Annotated in this window: 14 protein-coding genes; 11 read left to right on the top strand and 3 right to left on the bottom strand. The window is 61.7% G+C overall.

Annotated features, from left to right (window positions below; translation table 11 throughout):
• Positions 1-132 precede the first annotated feature (132 nt).
• Both LKX83_RS22245 and LKX83_RS22250 read left to right on the top strand, forming a co-directional pair.
• Entirely contained in the window at positions 133-1,926 is a 1,794-nt protein-coding gene (locus tag LKX83_RS22245; RefSeq protein WP_227885028.1) for a glycosyltransferase family 39 protein, read from the top strand.
• Positions 1,927-1,964: 38 nt separating this feature from the next.
• Positions 1,965-2,966 (top strand): glycosyltransferase family 2 protein, encoded by a 1,002-nt coding sequence (locus tag LKX83_RS22250; protein WP_227885029.1) that lies wholly within the window; start codon positions 1,965-1,967, stop codon positions 2,964-2,966.
• A 989-nt stretch (positions 2,967-3,955) separates the two neighbouring features.
• On the opposite strand, the gene LKX83_RS22255 is transcribed toward LKX83_RS22250, so the two are convergent.
• Both LKX83_RS22255 and LKX83_RS22260 read right to left on the bottom strand, forming a co-directional pair.
• On the bottom strand, positions 3,956-4,861 hold the full coding sequence (locus tag LKX83_RS22255) for a LysR family transcriptional regulator (protein ID WP_227885030.1): 906 nt from the start codon (positions 4,859-4,861) through the stop codon (positions 3,956-3,958).
• A 304-nt stretch (positions 4,862-5,165) separates the two neighbouring features.
• Complete coding sequence (locus tag LKX83_RS22260; protein WP_227885031.1) at positions 5,166-6,023, bottom strand: AraC family transcriptional regulator; 858 nt, start codon at positions 6,021-6,023, stop codon at positions 5,166-5,168.
• A 178-nt stretch (positions 6,024-6,201) separates the two neighbouring features.
• Between LKX83_RS22260 and LKX83_RS22265 the strand changes: the two genes are divergently transcribed.
• Genes LKX83_RS22265 through LKX83_RS22275 form a run of 3 tightly spaced genes read left to right on the top strand, consistent with a single transcriptional unit; the run spans position 6,202 to position 9,997 of the window.
• The gene (locus LKX83_RS22265) at positions 6,202-7,383 is read left to right on the top strand and encodes a galactokinase (RefSeq protein WP_227885032.1); all 1,182 of its coding nucleotides are present in this window, start codon (positions 6,202-6,204) and stop codon (positions 7,381-7,383) included.
• A gap of 1 nt (position 7,384) precedes the next feature.
• Positions 7,385-8,371, top strand: coding sequence for a UDP-glucose 4-epimerase GalE (gene galE / locus LKX83_RS22270; RefSeq protein ID WP_227885033.1), 987 nt, complete (start codon positions 7,385-7,387; stop codon positions 8,369-8,371).
• A 42-nt stretch (positions 8,372-8,413) separates the two neighbouring features.
• On the top strand, positions 8,414-9,997 hold the full coding sequence (locus LKX83_RS22275) for a UDP-glucose--hexose-1-phosphate uridylyltransferase (protein ID WP_227885034.1): 1,584 nt from the start codon (positions 8,414-8,416) through the stop codon (positions 9,995-9,997).
• Positions 9,998-10,501: 504 nt separating this feature from the next.
• Here LKX83_RS22275 and LKX83_RS22280 read toward each other — a convergent pair.
• On the bottom strand, positions 10,502-10,723 hold the full coding sequence (locus LKX83_RS22280; protein ID WP_227885035.1) for a DUF1128 domain-containing protein: 222 nt from the start codon (positions 10,721-10,723) through the stop codon (positions 10,502-10,504).
• A gap of 539 nt (positions 10,724-11,262) precedes the next feature.
• Here LKX83_RS22280 and yyaC point away from each other — a divergent pair.
• The 6 genes from yyaC to LKX83_RS22310 all read left to right on the top strand — a co-directional run bounded on the left by yyaC (position 11,263) and on the right by LKX83_RS22310 (position 16,972).
• A complete protein-coding gene (yyaC, locus tag LKX83_RS22285; RefSeq protein ID WP_227885036.1) occupies positions 11,263-11,805 on the top strand; it encodes a spore protease YyaC in 543 nt (180 codons plus the stop codon).
• Between the two features lie 22 nt (positions 11,806-11,827).
• Positions 11,828-12,640, top strand: a complete 813-nt coding sequence (locus LKX83_RS22290) for an alpha/beta fold hydrolase (RefSeq protein WP_227885037.1) — start codon at positions 11,828-11,830, stop codon at positions 12,638-12,640.
• Entirely contained in the window at positions 12,633-13,295 is a 663-nt protein-coding gene (locus LKX83_RS22295) for a DUF6483 family protein (protein ID WP_227885038.1), read from the top strand. Before LKX83_RS22290 ends, LKX83_RS22295 begins: the two co-directional genes overlap by 8 nt.
• Positions 13,292-14,494, top strand: coding sequence for a class I SAM-dependent methyltransferase (locus tag LKX83_RS22300; protein ID WP_227885039.1), 1,203 nt, complete (start codon positions 13,292-13,294; stop codon positions 14,492-14,494). The genes LKX83_RS22295 and LKX83_RS22300 overlap by 4 nt, the downstream gene beginning before the upstream one ends.
• A 90-nt stretch (positions 14,495-14,584) precedes the next feature.
• Positions 14,585-16,252: a histidine kinase N-terminal 7TM domain-containing diguanylate cyclase gene (locus tag LKX83_RS22305; RefSeq protein WP_227885072.1), complete on the top strand. Its 1,668-nt coding sequence runs from the start codon at positions 14,585-14,587 to the stop codon at positions 16,250-16,252.
• Positions 16,253-16,294: 42 nt separating this feature from the next.
• On the top strand, positions 16,295-16,972 hold the full coding sequence (locus tag LKX83_RS22310) for a GGDEF domain-containing protein (protein ID WP_227885073.1): 678 nt from the start codon (positions 16,295-16,297) through the stop codon (positions 16,970-16,972).
• Positions 16,973-17,048: the final 76 nt, after the last annotated feature.

The following is a 17,048-nucleotide window of genomic DNA, read 5'->3' on the forward strand; positions in this document are numbered from 1 at the left end:
CCTCCATTCCTCGTGACTGCCGTGCTTGTTTTTCATTACCCAACCGGCATCGGGCTGAATCATGGCGGGACTTTCCGCGGGATGGACTTTGGTCTACAATAGGGAAAGACAGGGAGGAAGGCGAGGGCGTACATGGACTGGAGAGACGACGGAAGGCCGTCGCCGTTCGGATGGGGCGGGGTTTCCGCCGACGAGCGGACAAGCCGCCGCTGGCGGCGGCCGGATTGGGTCTTGGTATTGGCTTTGATGCTGTTTTCGGCGCTGACTTCGTTTACCGACTTGGGCAACCGCACCGGCCCGCAGACGTTCTGGAAGCCGGATGCCTCCGGCGAAGGGTTCGTCGCGGACTTCGGTGAAGTACGGGCCGTCGATCGCGTCAATCTGTACGAAGGGCCTGGCGCAACCGGCAAAAGCAAAATCGAATCGTCCGTAGACGGCGTCGTCTGGGAGCCGTACGAGGATGTGGAGCATAAGACGAACCGGGTATTCACGTGGATATCGGCTGACAAGTCCGTGCAGGCTCGCTATATGCGCTTCACGGCGGAACGGACGGGCTTCCGATTGTACGAAGCCGGGTTTTTCGCGAAGGGCGACGACAAGCCGATTCCGGTGACGGAGATCACCCCGGTCGGCAAGCCGGGCGCCGAATCGGAAGGCGGCGGCGGGCAGGTATTCGACGAGCAGGACGTCACGCCGTACCGGCCGGACTACCGCAACAGCATGTATTTCGACGAGATCTATCACGGGCGCACGGCTTACGAGTTCATCCACCAAATCGAGCCCTACGAGAATACGCACCCGCCGCTCGGCAAATGGCTGCTCACCTTCGGCATCCGGCTGTTCGACATGACCCCGTACGGCTGGCGGTTCATGGCGGCGGTATGCGGCACGCTGATGGTGCCGGTCTTCTACGCGGCCGCGAAAGGCATGTTCAGACGCACGCGCTATGCGTTCATTGCGACGCTCCTGCTGACGCTCGAAGGCTTTCATCTCGTGCATTCGCGGATGGCCAACGTCGATATTTTCGGCGTTACGTTCACCATCCTGATGTACTACATGATGTATTTGTACGGGGAGACCGCCTGGCGCAACGGAGGCTTCGGCCGAAGCTTTCGCTATCTGGCGCTGTCCGGCGCGTTCTTCGGCTGCGCCGCCGCCGTCAAGTGGAACTATCTGTACGGCGGCGCCGGGCTCGCGATCCTGTTCCTTATCGCGCTGCTGCGGCGCAAGCGGGAGTCCCGGCTCGGCGGAGAGCGCGGCTACGCCAAGAAGACCGCCATTACGCTGCTCTCGTGCCTGATTCTGTTCGTCGCCGTGCCCGCGGGCATCTATACGGCGTCCTACATTCCGTACGAGAAGGCGACGAAGGCGGACGACGGGCTCAAGGATCTGATCCGCTACCAGGAGAACATGTACGACTATCACAAGGGCGTCAAAGAGAAGCACCCCTACGCGTCTAAGTGGTACACCTGGCCCGAGATGCTGCGGCCGGTCTGGTATTACGGCGGCAAGGATCTGGCGGGCGGACAGGCGCAGAGTATCGCGGCGATCGGCAATCCGCTCGTCTGGTGGGGCGGCCTGATCGCCCTCCTCGTCTCGTGGTGGCTGGGGGCGAGGAGCCGCGATCGGATCGTTCTGACCGTCGCGGTCATGTATCTGTCCTTCTACGTGCCCTGGATGGTGGCGCCGCGGAGCATCACCTTCCTTTATCATTACTTCCCGATGGTGCCGCTGCTCATCATTTCGATCGTTTGGATGCTGAGGTGGTTCGAGGAACGGTCGCGTTACGGCAAGCAGCTCACGGCGCTCACGCTGACGGCGGCAGCGGTGCTCTTCGTCTGGTTCTATCCGGTACTGACGGGGATGACGATCAGTCGGGAATGGATGAATTTGGGGATTCGCTGGCTGCCTAGTTGGGGATTCTAACAAGAGAGAGTTTTGACGGAATAATAGGGGGGAGTCGAATGGGCGGACCGGTAGTGCTGTCGGTCGTAGTGCCGATGTATAACGAAGAAGAAGTCATCGAGACGACGTACCGGCGCTTGACCGACGTGCTGACCAACTCGGGAGAGACGTACGAGCTGGTGTTCGTGAACGACGGCAGCCGCGATCGCACGGCGGATCTCGTCCGCGCGCTCGGCGCCAAGGACGAGCGGGTGAAGATGATCGATTTCGCCCGCAACTTCGGCCACCAGATCGCCGTGACGGCGGGCATGGACCACGCCGCGGGCCGCGCCGTCGTCCTGATCGATGCGGACCTGCAGGACCCGCCGGAGCTGATCCCGGAAATGTTGGCCAAATGGCGGCAAGGCTACGACGTCGTCTACGGCAAGCGGATCGCCCGGCGCGGCGAGACATGGTTCAAGAAAGTGACGGCCAAGGCGTTCTACCGGCTGCTGGCTTCGATGACGTCCGTGAACATCCCGGTGGACACCGGCGATTTCCGGCTGATGGACCGCAAGGTATGCGACGCGCTCAGCAGCATGCGGGAGCGCAGCCGGTTCATCCGCGGCATGGTCGCCTGGGCGGGCTTCCGCCAGACGTCGGTGGAGTACGTGCGGGACGAGCGGTTCGCCGGCGAGACGAAGTACCCGCTGCGTAAAATGGTGCGCCTGTCGCTGGACGCGATCACGTCGTTCTCGACGAAGCCCCTCAAAATCGCGGGCGTGTTGGGCTTTTTGATGTCGGCGGCGGGCTTCATTTATTTGATCGTCGTCATTTGCCAACGGATCTTTACGAACACGACGACGGCGGGCTGGTCCTCGCTAATCGTCATCAGCTTGTTTTTCCACGGCATCACGCTGTCGCTGCTCGGGGTGCTCGGCGAGTATATCGGCCGCATCTATGAGGAGTCGAAGCGCCGCCCGCTGTATCTTGTCGCGGACAAGTTGAATTTCGGCGAGCCCGCCCCGGAGTCGCGGCAGCTGGACCTGCCTCCGCTCGGCGACACGGGCATCAGGCATTGAGCGGTGCTGGGAGCAAGGTGCATATCATAGACGGAGGCTGGCCCGCAGGGGCTGTCCCACAGTCATGCTGTGATTTTCTTAGCCTCGCATAGCACCGATTTTCATCGAGAAAAAAGGACCTCAGCCTCGCTTATAGCGGAGGTTGAGGTCCTTTTGTTTGATTGTCGGGATGCTCCTCTGTCGGGCAAACGTTTTTGCAGCAGTAGACCGCAGCGCCGCCGGATGGAGCGAAATGCTCCAACTAGGGCGATTAGATGGCCTCGAGGCCACCAGAGGGGGCAATATGCTCCAACTAGGGCGGCCGGGAAGCCGCGATTCTGCTAGATGGAGCGAAATGCTCCAACTAGGGCGTTCTGGAAGCCCCGGGGCCTCCAGATGGAGCAAAATGCTCCATCTGGGCACGAATCGCGTACCCCCGCCGCTTCGCCGAAATAGGGAACAAAATGTTCCTTATTCTCCCGCACTCCCACCATTTCGCCGAAATAGGGAACAAATTTTTCCTTATTCCTCGCACTCCCACCATTTCGCCGAAATAGGGAACAAATTGTTCCTTATTCCTCGCACTCCCGCCATTTCGCCGAAATAGGGAACAAATTGTTCCTTATCCCCCATGCACTCCCGACACTCTGCCGAAATAGGGAACAAATTGTTCTTATCCCCCCCGCACTCCCGCCATTTCGCTGAAACAGGGACAAAAAAGTTCCCTAGGGAGACGATTCGATTGAGAAGCAGCAGATCGGATTTTAGCTAGGTGCCGAACCATGATTCCATGATCACCTGCAAACGCTAGGATGAGTAATGCAGCGGCATGTGGCTCCTGTGGGGGAGCCAAGCCTATCATACGGCTCGACAACGGGACCTGGTTCATCAGCACGTTATTTGAAGAGATGTGCGAAAGCCTGGGCAGTATCCACAAACGGACCCGCTGAACCGGCGGCGTCGCCAGATGGAGCAAAACCCTTCCGTTTTCTGTCGGGCGCGCCCCCCGCTCAAGAGGACGAAGCTTTCGGGATGTCCGTTCCCGACGCTTCGAACAGCAGGTCGATCATATGACGGATGGCGGGATCGATCCACTTTTTCTTGTGCAGCACGATCTGCGTGAAGAAGGCGATGTCCGGATGCGAGAAGTCCAGCTCCACGAGCCGGCCCTCGCTCAGCTCCCGCGCGACGGCGATGCGGGGCAGCAGCCCGATGCCGAGGCCGTAGGAGACGCACTGCTTAATCGCTTCGAGGCTTCCGAATTCGTGATGGATCGCATAGTCCACGCCATGATGGCCGAGGAGCCGCTCGAAGGCGCCGCGATACGTGCATGACTGCTCGGTTGCGATGTAGGACTCGCCGTGCAGCGCGTTCGGATCCAGCTTCTTCAAGCCTTGAAGCGGGTGCCCGGGACAGGCGACGACGACGAGTTCTTCCTGGCGAAGCGTAATGACCTGCAGATCGTCGTCCCGCACGATCTCGTCGAGAATGACGCCCATATCCATGGCGCCCGATTTGACCTGCTGAATCACCTGGCGGTCGTGGGACGGATTGACTTGCAGGTTGATATTCGGGAAGGTAAGCCGGAAACGGTGAAACACCGGCGGGAGAAAAAACGAGACGAGCGATTCGATTGTGCCGATTTCGAGGTGGCCTCGCGCCTGGCGGGAGATCAAGTGCTTCGAGTTGTCGAAGAGCTCGAGGATCTGCTCAAAAGTGTCGAGCAAGCTCTCGCCGGCCGAGGTCAGCCGCATCGTGCGTCCGAAGCGCTCAAAGAGGGTGACGCCGTACTCTTGTTCCAGCTTTTGGATGTGTGCCGTAACGCTGGATTGAACATAGCCGAGATTCTCCGCCGCCTTGGTGAAGCTTTGGCAGCGGGCTACTTCCATGAAGGATCTAATATAAATGAAATCCAAACCATCACCGCCCGACGCTTGTTGTCAAGGCCGTTGGAACACGGATACCGCTAGATAAGCGAGTAGGGGGGAGAGAAGCCGGCGCTTCCCGGCGCTCCGCCCGCCGTCCCGGCACTGTGCGAGCATCCGATCATGTTCACGTTCCTTCGTCTCGCTTTCCCATATTTTATAAGCCGCGTAGTCGTGAATCAACCCTTTTTTCTCCCCCTTCGGACTTCGGTGGAAACATCATATCACCGGCGCCGGGGAGGGGGTTGTCGAGCGTTTTTCATCGGCCGAATCGGTATTCTCGATGGAAGCGCCATCATGTCCCAAGGACGGAAGTACGGTAGTCGGTCGGCGTCTCGCCGTAAGCCCGGCGGAACTGCTTGGAGAAGTAGAGGGCGTCGCGAAAACCGGCGGAGGAGGCGATCTGCTCGACCGTGAGCTCGGGCCGTTCGCGCAGCAGCCGGCGTCCGTGATCGATCCGCAGCCGGGCGAGGAAGCCCATCGGCGTCACGCCCGCATGGCGCTTGAACAGCCGGGACAGGTAGGCGCGGTTGTAGCCGAGCGTCTCGGCCATCGCTTCGATCGTGACGGGCTCCGCATACTGCGTGGACAGGTATACGATCACCTGCCGGACGAGCTCTTCCTCGTGCGAGTTCGGCCGCGGGAGCGCCGGGCCGGACTCGGGCGACGCCTCTTGCAGCGCGGCCAGCAGCAGGTGCAGCTGGCCCGCCGCTTCGAGGGAGGCGGAGCGGCGCCGCTCCCGCAGCGCCTCGTAGATGGCGCGGCAGCATTCGCCGGGCGAGCGGTCGCCGCGGGTATCGGCGACGGCCCGGTCGGGACCGAGGCCGGCTTCGGCAAGCAGAGCCGCGGCCGGCTCGCCGGCGAAGGCGACCCAGCGGTAGCGCCAAGGAGCCTCCCGGTCGCTCTCGTAACTGAACAGCTGGCGCGGATGGATCAAGAACGTGTGGCCGGCCCTCAGCTCGGCGTCCGTATCGCCGGCGCGGAAGCGCCCGCGGCCGGAGAGGACATGGTGCAGCAAATAATAGTCGACGATCTTGGGGCCGACCTGATGCTGCGGCCGGGTTTGGCTTTCGCCGGCGAACAGCACGTTCAGGCTGCGCGGCTCCATGGCCGAGGGGTTGGATGCGACGCGGTAGGTGTGTGCTCGGGGCATCGTCGTTCCTCCTGCTCTTTCGCCGTAGGTCGCAAAACGGCGGGTGTCGGTACCTACCCGCATTGTACCCGATGAAGTCACATTTCTCCATAGGATGCGCACTTCGAACCATTTCCCGCCCCCTTGTCGATTCGTTATACTAATAGCAAATCCGCACCTCATAGGAGGAACTGGCCTTATGCCGCATATCCCGCAGCTCAAACAAGACTTCATCACCCGCTTCGGAGGCTCCGAAGCCGGCATCCGCGTCTTTCAGGCGCCCGGCCGGGTCAACCTGATCGGCGAGCATACCGACTACAACGGCGGCGCCGTCTTCCCGGCGGCCCTCACCTTCGGCACGACGGTGATCGTCCGGCCGCGGGCCGACCGTTCGCTTGGACTCGCCTCCACGAACTTCCCGCAGACGCTGACCATTTCGCTGGACGACATCTCGTTCCGCGAGGAGGACGACTGGACGAATTATCCGAAAGGCATCGTCTGGGAGTTGAACCAACGGGGCATCGCGCTGTCCACCGGCTACGATCTGCTCTATCACGGCGAAATTCCGAACGGCGCGGGCTTGTCCTCCTCGGCCTCGATCGAGGTCGTAACGGCGTACGCCCTGCTGTCGCTCGAGGGCAAGCCGACCGACACGGTCGAGATCGCCGTCTGGTCCCAGCATGCCGAAAACGAGTTCGTCGGCGTCAAATGCGGCATCATGGACCAATTCGCGGTAGCGAACGGCAAGCGGGACCACGCGATCCACCTCGACTGCGACACGCTGCGCTACGAGCTGGTGCCGTTCCGCTCCGGCGACTACAAGCTTGTCATCGGCAACACGAACAAACGCCGCGGCCTCGTCGATTCCAAATACAACGAGCGCCGCGCCCAGTGCGAGCAGGCGGTGCGCGATCTGCGCGCGGCTTTCCCGGAGCTGACGCTTCTCGGCCAACTGTCCCTTGAGGAATACAACGCGAACGAAGGCTTGATCGCCGACGAGACGGTGCGCAAGCGGGCGCGGCACGTGGTGGAGGAGATCGACCGCGTGGGCCGCTCGATCGAGGTGCTGCGGGCGAACGACCTGGCCGCGTTCGGCGCGCTCATGAACGCTTCGCACGACTCGCTGCGCGATCTGTACGAGGTGACGGGCGACGAGCTGAACGCGATGGTGGACGCCGCGCGAGCGGTGCCCGGCGTGCTCGGCTCCCGCATGACGGGCGCCGGATTCGGGGGCTGCACGATCTCCCTCGTGCACCAGGACGCGGTAGAGACGTTTATCGAACAGGTAGGCAGCCGTTACGAAGCGGCAACGGGACTGCACCCGGACTTCTATGTGTGCGACATCGGCGACGGCGTGCGCGAAATGAAGGAGGAGGCTTAATATGGCGGTATTGGTGACGGGCGGAGCCGGGTACATCGGCTCCCATACGGTAGCGGCGCTGCTTGCGCGCGGCGAGGAGGTTGTCGTCGTCGACAACCTGTACCAGGGTCATCGCGACGCGGTGCTCGGCGGCAAGCTGTACGAGGGGGACCTGCGCGACGAGGCGTTCCTTGCGCGGGTGTTCGAAGAAAACGACATCGACGGCGTCATCCACTTCGCGGCGAACTCGCTGGTCGGGGAAAGCATGCAAAACCCCGGCAAGTATTACCACAACAACGTTTACGGCACGCTGTGCCTGCTCGAAGCGATGAAAAAGGCGGGCGTGAGCCGCATCGTCTTTTCCTCGACCGCCGCGACGTACGGCGAGCCGGAGAAGGTGCCGATCGACGAGTACGACCGCACGCTGCCGACCAACGCGTACGGGGAGACAAAGCTGGCGATGGAGAAAATGATCCGGTGGTTCGACGTCGCCCACGGCATCAAGTCCGTTTCGCTTCGCTATTTCAACGCGGCCGGCGCGCACGAGAGCGGCAAGATCGGCGAGGACCATCAGCCGGAATCTCATCTCGTTCCGCTCGTGCTTCAGGTCGCGCTGGGGCAGCGGGAGCACATCTCCGTCTTCGGGGACGATTATCCGACCGAGGACGGCACCTGCATCCGCGACTATATCCACGTCAGCGATCTGGCGTCCGCGCATATTCTGGCGCTGGGACGCTTGCGCGACGGCGGGGAGAGCGCGATTTACAACCTGGGCAACGGCACCGGCTTCTCGGTGAAGCAGGTCATCGACATCTCCCGCGAGGTGACGGGGCACGCGATCCCGGCCAAGATCGAAGCCCGCCGGGCGGGCGATCCGGCCGTGCTGGTCGCTTCGTCCGACCGCGCCCGTCAGGAGCTGGGTTGGACGCCCCGCTTTCCGGACCTGAAGGATATCGTCGCCAGCGCTTGGGCCTGGCACCAGTCGCATCCGAAAGGCTACGAAAAGTAAGATCCGAAAGGTTACGAGAAGGAATACGGGAGGCTATCCGCAATGACCGAATCTCGCAAGATTCCTTCTGCCGAAGAAGGAGAACGGATCGGGCTGCTCCTCGGGCGGCTCGTGCAATTCGTCCTGCAGCGGGGGCTGATCGACGCGCTGGACGCGGACGCTGCCCTGAACGCGCTGCTGGATCTGTACGGCCTGACGGAGCCGGCCGAGGGCAGCGTTCCGTCCGAGACGCTGGAGAGCCCCACGTCCATCCTGGAGCCGCTGCTGGACGCCGCCGTGCGTCTCGGACTTACGGCCGACGACACGGTCACGAGCCGCGACCTGTTCGACGCCCGGATCATGGGGCTGCTCCTGCCGCGTCCTTCGGAGACGGCGGCGCGGTTCGAGGCGTTGGCGCGGGAACGGGGCGTAAGCGAGGCGACGGATTGGTTTTACCGCTTGAACGTCGACTCGAACTACATCCGCATGGACCGGATCCGCAAAAACGGCTACTGGCGACATCCGACTGCGGACGGGGAGATCGAAATCACGGTGAACCTGTCCAAGCCGGAAAAGGATCCGCGCGAGATCGCGCTGCTGAAGACGCTCCCGCCCGCCAAATATCCGAAGTGCCTCCTTTGCAAGGAAAACGTAGGCTACGCGGGACGGCCGGACCATCCGGCGCGGCAAAACCTGCGCATCCTCCCGCTGCGGCTGCAGGGGCAGCAATGGTTCTTTCAATACTCGCCGTACGTGTACTACAACGAGCACAGCATCATCTTTTGCGGCGAGCACGTACCGATGCGCATCTCGCCGGAGACGTTCGCGAGGCTGCTGGACTTCGTCGAGCAGTTCCCGCACTACTTCATCGGCTCGAATGCGGATCTGCCGATCGTGGGCGGCTCCATTCTGAACCACGACCACTTCCAGGGCGGGCGACACGTGTTCCCGATGGAAGAGGCGCCGGTTTTCGCGTGGACGGCGCATGCGTCGGAGCCTGGCGTTCGCGGCGGCATCGTGCGTTGGCCAATGTCCGTCCTGCGCCTGCGGGCGACGGACCGGGCGGCGCTGCTGCGCGTCGCCGAGCGGGTGTTGGCGGCTTGGCGGAGCTACAGCGACGCGTCGGCGGAGGTGCATGCGTTCACCGGCGACGTGCCGCACAACACGATCACGCCGATCGCGCGGATGCGCGACGACGGGGAGTACGAGCTTGATCTCGTGCTGCGCAACAATCGCGCGAGCGAGGAGCACCCGGACGGGATCTTTCACCCGCACCGGGAGCTGCATCACATCAAGAAGGAAAACATCGGCCTGATCGAGGTGATGGGTCTCGCCGTGCTGCCGGGGCGGCTGCAGGACGAATTGGCCCAGGTGGCGGCCATTCTGACGGGGCGCTCGCCTTACGAGGCGGATGCGCTCGAAGATCCGGGCCATCCGCTGGCCAAGCATGCGGCGTGGATCGCCGAGCTCGTCCGGGCGCACGGCACGTCGCTGACCGAGCCGGAGGCAGAGGCGACGCTGCGCGGCGCGGTGGGCGACAAGTTCCACGCCGTGCTGCGCGACGCCGGCGTGTTCAAGGCCGACGCCGCCGGCCAAGCGGCCTTCGGCCGGTTCCTGGCCGCGGTGGGCTTCGCGGAAGCGCGCTAGGCGCGGGATACGAGCGCCGGTGTGCGGCGCGGCTGCGGGCGGCGCGGAAACGCGGCGTGTCGTAGCCACGCGAGCTAGCTAGCGGCGGGAGATGTGCGGAAAATCCGCATAACTCAGGCACGCGGGGCGAAATTGTGCGAGAGAAGTGCGGAAAACCCGCATAACTCCGGCGCGCAAGGTGAAAATACGCGGGAGATGTGCGGAAAAACCGCATAACTCAGGTACGCGGGGCGAAATTGTGCGAGAGATGTGCGGAAAACCCGCATAACTTATGTGGTCCTACGCACCTCAGCGTTTCGATCGTCGAAAAAATCGACTAAAGCCCGCTCAAAACGTGGTTGGCGATGAGAGATCGTCGAAAAAATCGACCATCTCAAGCTCACCCGAGCATATGGACCTGCCGCACAGCAATAGAAAAGGACCGACCCTCGCTGCGTGCGATGGGAGGTCCTTTTTTAAGTAATAAAGCTGAACGCTTAAACGCAAACGGTCGAAACCGACGCATCAACCCCGCAGTTTGCCGAGCTCCGACACCAGCGCCTCGACCTCGCTGATGCTGAAGCGCTCCTTGGAGGCGACCATGTCGTAGATGTCTTTGATGTCCTCGTATTTGTCGACGCTGAAGTGCGAAGCCTGCATCGCAGCACCCGACGCCATGCGGAGCTTCGTCTTGATCGCCTCGATCATGTATTCCACGTTCGCTTGCGTAGGTTGGGATAAATCCATGGATTCCGCTTCCTTTCAATGGGGATCTGGCCCCCATTGTACCATAGGCAAGCAGGTTCGGCTAAACGCGTCCTTGGGTAAAGGAGAAAAACTCGCCATCACGCCGGCTGCGCCGAGGTTGGGTACATAGGATCGCCGGAGTTGGAGAAAGCGCAGATAGCCGTAGTTGGAGAAGAAGCGGATCGCCGAAATAGGAGAAGGCGCAGAACGCCGTAGTTGGAGAAAGCGCGGATTGCCAGGGCTGGAGAAGAAATGGATCACCTAAGTTGGAGAAGGTTCGGAACGCTGAAGTTGGGGAAAGTGCGGATCTCTCGAAATTGAAAAGGCTGAACGCCGAAGTTGGAGAAAGCGTGGATCACCGAAGTTGAAGATGGCGCGGCCCGCCGAAGTTGGAGAAGTCACGGCGGAGCTGGGCTGCGGAATGGATTCGTCCGTAGGAAACGGCGTAACACCATCCGCCCCCGAGGCAGTTGGCGTTGCGGTGCGAGGCGTGATACATTGATAGCGACAAATGCTTGCGAAGGAGCTGTGCCCGCGCCGTGAACCCTCTCTCCAGCCGTCCGGCGGCCGTCGATGCCGTCGAGCTCGCGACGTTTTTCGCGGGACTTGCGTCGAAGTGCGATCTGGCGGATCTCACGTTCGTCTGCATCGGCACCGACCGCTCCACCGGCGATAGCCTCGGCCCCTGGGTCGGCACGCTGCTCGAGGAGCGCGGCTTCCCGCGCGTCGTCGGCACGCTGCGCGAGCCATGCGACGCCGACAGGCTGGCCGAAGCGGTCGCCGCCCTGCCGCCCGAAGCGACGATCGTTGCCGTCGACGCTTGCTTGGGCCGACCCGAGAATGTAGGGCGCTATCTGCTCTCCGAAGGTCCGCTCGTGCCAGCCCGATCGGTCGGACGCCCGTTCCCTGCGATCGGCGATTACAGCATCGCGGCCGTTGTGAATGCCGTCAGCCCCAAACCCTATTGGACGCTGCAGACGACCTCGCTTTACCGCGTAATGGGCATGGCGCGCCAGATCGCGGATGCTGCGGCGGCTTATTTGTGTCTGCCGGACGTCATTAGGTACAATAAAGAAACTTAATATGGAAGGAAGTGCGACAGCGATGAAATCCCGACAACTCACCTTGGCCAACGGTCTGAACGTGGCCTTCGCCGATGAAGGACAAGGCGCGCCGGTGCTTCTGCTGCACGGCTATTGCGGAAGCCGCTATTACTGGGAGGACGTGTGGGCCAAGTTGGCGCCCCACGGTCGCCTCATCGCGCCCGACGCACGCGGACACGGCGAGACCGCCGCAACGGAAGGCGCGTACCCGATGGAGCAGCTGGCGGAAGACGCGGTTCAGCTGCTGGACGCTTTGGGCATCCGCCAAGCTTACGTGCTCGGCCACTCGATGGGCGGCTATACGGCACTGGCGATCGCCGAACGGTTCCCCGATCGGCTCGCCGGCATCGGTCTGCTGCACTCCACGACCTTTCCGGACGATGAGACGGGCAAGGCGAACCGAGACAAAGTCGCGATGCGCGTCGCCGAAGAGGGCATTAAAGGACATATCGCGGACCTGATTCCCAAGCTGTTCGCGCCCGCCCATCGGGACGCGATGCCGGGGAAGGTCGATCGCGCGCTGGAGATCGGCTATGCGACGTCGCCGCTCGGCGCGATCGGCGGCGCCCTCGGGATGAAGGCGCGGCCCGACCGCAAGCGCGTGCTGGAGGAGACGGCGCTGCCCGTGCTGCTGCTGGCCGGCGAGTCGGACGGCGTCATCGGGCCGGAGAAGCGGTTCCCCGTCGATGGCCCGAAGGTGACGCGGTCGTTGCTCGCCGGAGCGGGTCATATGGGGATGTACGAAGCGCCCGAAGCGTTCGCCGAGTCCGTTATCGCGTACCTGAAGGCAGCGGAAGGGGCTGCCCATGCATGACCGCGATTATCTGATGCGGCTCATCAACCAGATGTCGGTTGCTTTCGGGCAGCTGATGGGCTTGAAGGAGCAAAAGAAGCACGAAGAGGCGATCGTGCACATCGACGAATTTTTGAGCCGCGAGCTGCGGCTGCGGGCGAGGCTCGCGCTGGGCTTGTCCGACAAGGATCTACTGGCGATGTTTTCGACGGGCGGCGTGCCGAATGCCGAGTCGGTGGCGATCATCGCTTCCTTTCTACAGGAGGAAGGGGATCTGCTGCGCGAGCTCGGCCGGGAGGAGGAGAGCGTGCCGCGCTACGAGAAGGCGCTGCGCCTCATGCTGTACGTGCTGCGCGTGAGCGGGCCGGTCGAAGGGCTGCGCTTGGAAGAACGCGCGGGCGCGCTGTTCGCGGCGCTCGCATCGGAACGGTGCACGGCCGAGACGAGACGCGCCATGTGGGCGTGGCAAGAGCACGAAGGCCGCTATGCCGAGGCCGAGGACTTGCTGTACGACCTGCGTGAGGACGGGGCGGTATCCCCCGAGGAAGGCTATGATTTTTACGATCGCTTGGAGCGGCTCGCCGACGAGGCGCTGACTTCGGGCGAGCTGACGCGCGACGAGCTGCGCGACGGACGAAGACAATGGCAACTGCTGACGGGAGAGACGGCTTCATGAGCTTGAAAACGATGGACGGCGACTTGGAAACGGTGCTGCGAACTGAGGTGGAAGAAGGCCGCTTGCTGCAAGCGACGCTGAGCCAGCCTCGACGCAAGGATGCCGAAGTGGCGCGCAAAGTATCCGTGCGCCCCATTCGCTTAAAGGACGGATTGCACTATCAATTCGAGCGCCAGCTCGGGAACAAAGCGTATCATGACAATCTGGCGCCCGCGGCGGCGAAGGAAAAGATCGCCCGGTTGCTCGCGGACGACTACCGGCAGGCGCTGCTGAAGACGCCCGAGGCGGACATTCAGGTGCTGATCAGCAAAAAGGGCAAGCCTGCGCTGCTGCGCGGCGCCCCCACATCCCGGGCAGCGGGGACGGCCTCCGATGTCCCATCGCATAACCGGACCAAGTCTTACATCCTTCCGGAAGGCGAGCCGGTTCCGTTTTTGGAGGCGCTCGGCGTCATGACGCCGGAAGGCAAAGTCGTCAAAGCGAAGTACGACAAGTTCCGGCAGATCAACCGATTTCTCGAAATGGTCGCCGACGTCGTGCCTCATTTGCCCCAAGAACGCGAGCTGACGATCGTCGACTTCGGGTGCGGCAAGTCCTATTTGACCTTCGCGCTCTATCATCTGCTGGCTGTCAAAGAGCGCCGGGACGTCAACATCATCGGACTCGATCTGAAAGCCGACGTCATCGAGACGTGCGGCAGGCTGGCCGGCAAGCTCGGATGGGACAAGCTGAAGTTCGCGGTGGGAGACATTTCGCAGTACGGCGGTTCGGAAGCGGTCGACATGGTCGTTACGCTCCATGCCTGCGATACGGCGACCGACGCGGCGCTGCTGCAAGCGATCGGCTGGCAGGCGTCGGTCATTCTATCGGTCCCCTGCTGCCAGCACGAACTGTTCGGGCAAATCTCGCAGCCTCTCCTGAAGCCGCTGCTCAAGCACGGTCTGCTGAAGGAACGGTTCGCAGCGCTCGCGACCGACGCCGTTCGGGCGCAGCTCCTTGATCTGTCCGGCTACCGCACGCAGCTGCTGGAGTTCATCGACATGGCTCATACGCCCAAAAACTTGCTCATTCGCGCCGTTCGCACCGGGCAGGCGCCATCCCCCGAAGCGGTGCGGGAATACGAGGCGTTTCGCGATTTTCTCTCGATTGCCCCTTTTATGGAGCGGAATTCTAAAGAGTCTTTTAAAAACGACCGGTAGCAACAAGTTCATGTTGTCGAAAAAAACCATACTATGGTAGAATAAAGCAATTAAGTCCCGGGCGTTTAGGGGCCGTTGATACGTGAAAAGGTGAGCCGTTTGGGATTTCTCCGGCCTGACTTTCTTCTCTTTATCTGTCTCTTTGCGCTGTTCGTTAGCGTCGTTGCCCTTCATCGGATAAGTCAGACGCACAAAGTTTATTTGGCGTTTCACTTCGTCATGATGCTGTGGCCTTTGGGACAGTTCGCGGTTCGGACGACCGATTTTCCCGACTTTCAGCTCTTCTACCTCAACCTGTCTTTCGTGGCCTTGTCCCTGCTGGGGCCGGGGTGGCTGATTTTCGTCCTTTTCCTCACCCAGCGTTCCCATCAGCTCCGGTCCTGGCGGTTGGGCGTTTGCCTGGCGCCTGCGCTCGTCTGCGTGGCGTCGGTCGTCTGGAATCCTGGTCACGCTTTCCTGAAGCCCGTAGACGGCATGTACGATCAACGGGAATACGGAACGCTCTTCTGGCTGCTCACGCTGGTGCAGTTCGCTTACTTTTTCTACGCACTCATCAACATGTTCCAAGCGATCCGCACCGTTCGAACCTCGAACGAGCGCAAGCAGCTCGCCACGACACTCGTGGGCATGTTCGTGCTGACGCTGTTCGCCGCCATCGATCTCATGGTGAACGTGCTATTGTCCGACTGGCTGCCGATCATTCCCGGATTGATGTCGCTCGGCATTTTGCTCTCCGATATTTGCTTCGTCGTGGCGATCTATCGCTATGGGATGTTCGATATTCTCAGTATGGCGCAGCGGGACCTCTTTCACCATATCGCGATCGGCATCGTCGTCGTAGACGAAAACGGCAAAGTGCTCGAAGTCAATCGTGGCGCCGCTCCTTTTTTCCGGCTGTCCAAGGGAGACCGCTTCGAGATGGAAAAGTACTTGTCGCCCCTGCAGATGCAAGGAGAGGTCAACGAGTTTCTTTACCGATACCGGCATCATCCCGGCGAGCGGATGCGGACCGAAATTACGCTCGGCGAGAGCGGGCGCCACGTCTCCATCCAGATCTCCCCCGTGCTCGATCACGTGAGGCAGGCGATCGGACGCGTCATTACGTTCCACGACGTGACCGAGCTGCGCAAGCTGGTCGACGAGATGAACCGCAAAAACGAAGCGCTCCACGAACGCAATCTCGAGCTCATCGCCATTCAGGAAGAGCTGTTCCGCGTCAATCAGAAGCTCGAGCAGATGGCGGTCACCGACAGCTTGACAGGCTGCTACAATCGCCGATTCCTCATGAACCAGCTCGAGCACGAGGTGCTGCTGAACGCGCGGCACCGCGTTCCATTCTCGGTATTCCTGTTCGACATCGACTATTTCAAGCAGATCAACGATCGCTACGGCCACGTCATCGGCGACGAAGTGATCCGGGCCACGAGCGACGCCGTCCGGTCTCAGCTGAGGCGCACCGATATTTTCGCCCGTTACGGCGGCGAGGAATTTACCGTCTACCTGCCGCATACGAACCGTCAGCAGGCCGAAGTGCTGGCTCAGCGGATCATGCAGGCTGTTTCGGACAACGTGGTGCAAGCGGGCGAAGAACGGGTAAGCATCACCATCAGCATGGGGATCGTTTCCGAAGAGCAGGACGCCCTCTACATCGACAACGTGAAAGAATACTTGCGGGAACTGTTCTCCAGAGCGGACGCCGCGCTTTATATCGCCAAGAACGAAGGACGAAACCGGGTCGTCTACGCGCAGAGCGGTTAAAACCGGACAAGCCAAAGGAGAGGAGGGCGGCATTTGGAGCGAATGGGCGGCATTCTCGGCATGGCGTTGGCCAGCGGCATTTGCACGGCCGTGGTTTTGACGCTTGCGATCTCGCACGGCCACACTTTGCCCCTGCCATCCGACCTGTGGATTGGCGCGGGGTTCGCTTCCGTCCTTTATCCGCTAGGCTGGTCGCTGGGCAGACAGTACGACCGGATGAAGCACCGCGCAGAGCGCGACAGCCTGACAGGGGCGTTTAATCGGGGATTCGTCGCCCGCTGCTACCCCGCGCTCGCCAAGCGGGCCGCACACGCGCAGAAGCGCTTCGCCGTTGCGCTCATCGACGTGAACGACTTCAAGGCGATCAACGATGTCCATGGACATCGCACGGGAGACCTGGCTTTGCTCCGGCTGGCGGAGGCTCTTAGGTCCTGCACCCGCCGCGGGGAGATCGTCGGCCGCTGGGGCGGCGATGAATTTCTAGTTCTTTGTCCCTACGCCGAACGGGAGGAACTCGAAGGACTGGAGCGGCTGATCGCGGACAAGCTCGAAAGCCTCTCCTCGCAGGAAGGACTGAAGCTTTCCATCTCGTTCGGGGCGGCCGTTTATCCCGGGGACGGACAGTCGCTGGACGCCCTCGCGGCGGCCGCGGACCGCTGCATGTACGAGAATAAAAGGCGCGCCAAAGCGCCCGCTCCTGCCCATCGGATGAATGCCTAAAGTCTTAGGTGGAACGTAGGTCTAGGGACTTACGGATGATCGCAAAATATGGTAGAATCGAAGATATCGAAGCGGA

The organism is Cohnella baijiui, assembly GCF_020731285.1.
In the GTDB taxonomy this organism is placed as follows: domain Bacteria; phylum Bacillota; class Bacilli; order Paenibacillales; family Paenibacillaceae; genus Cohnella.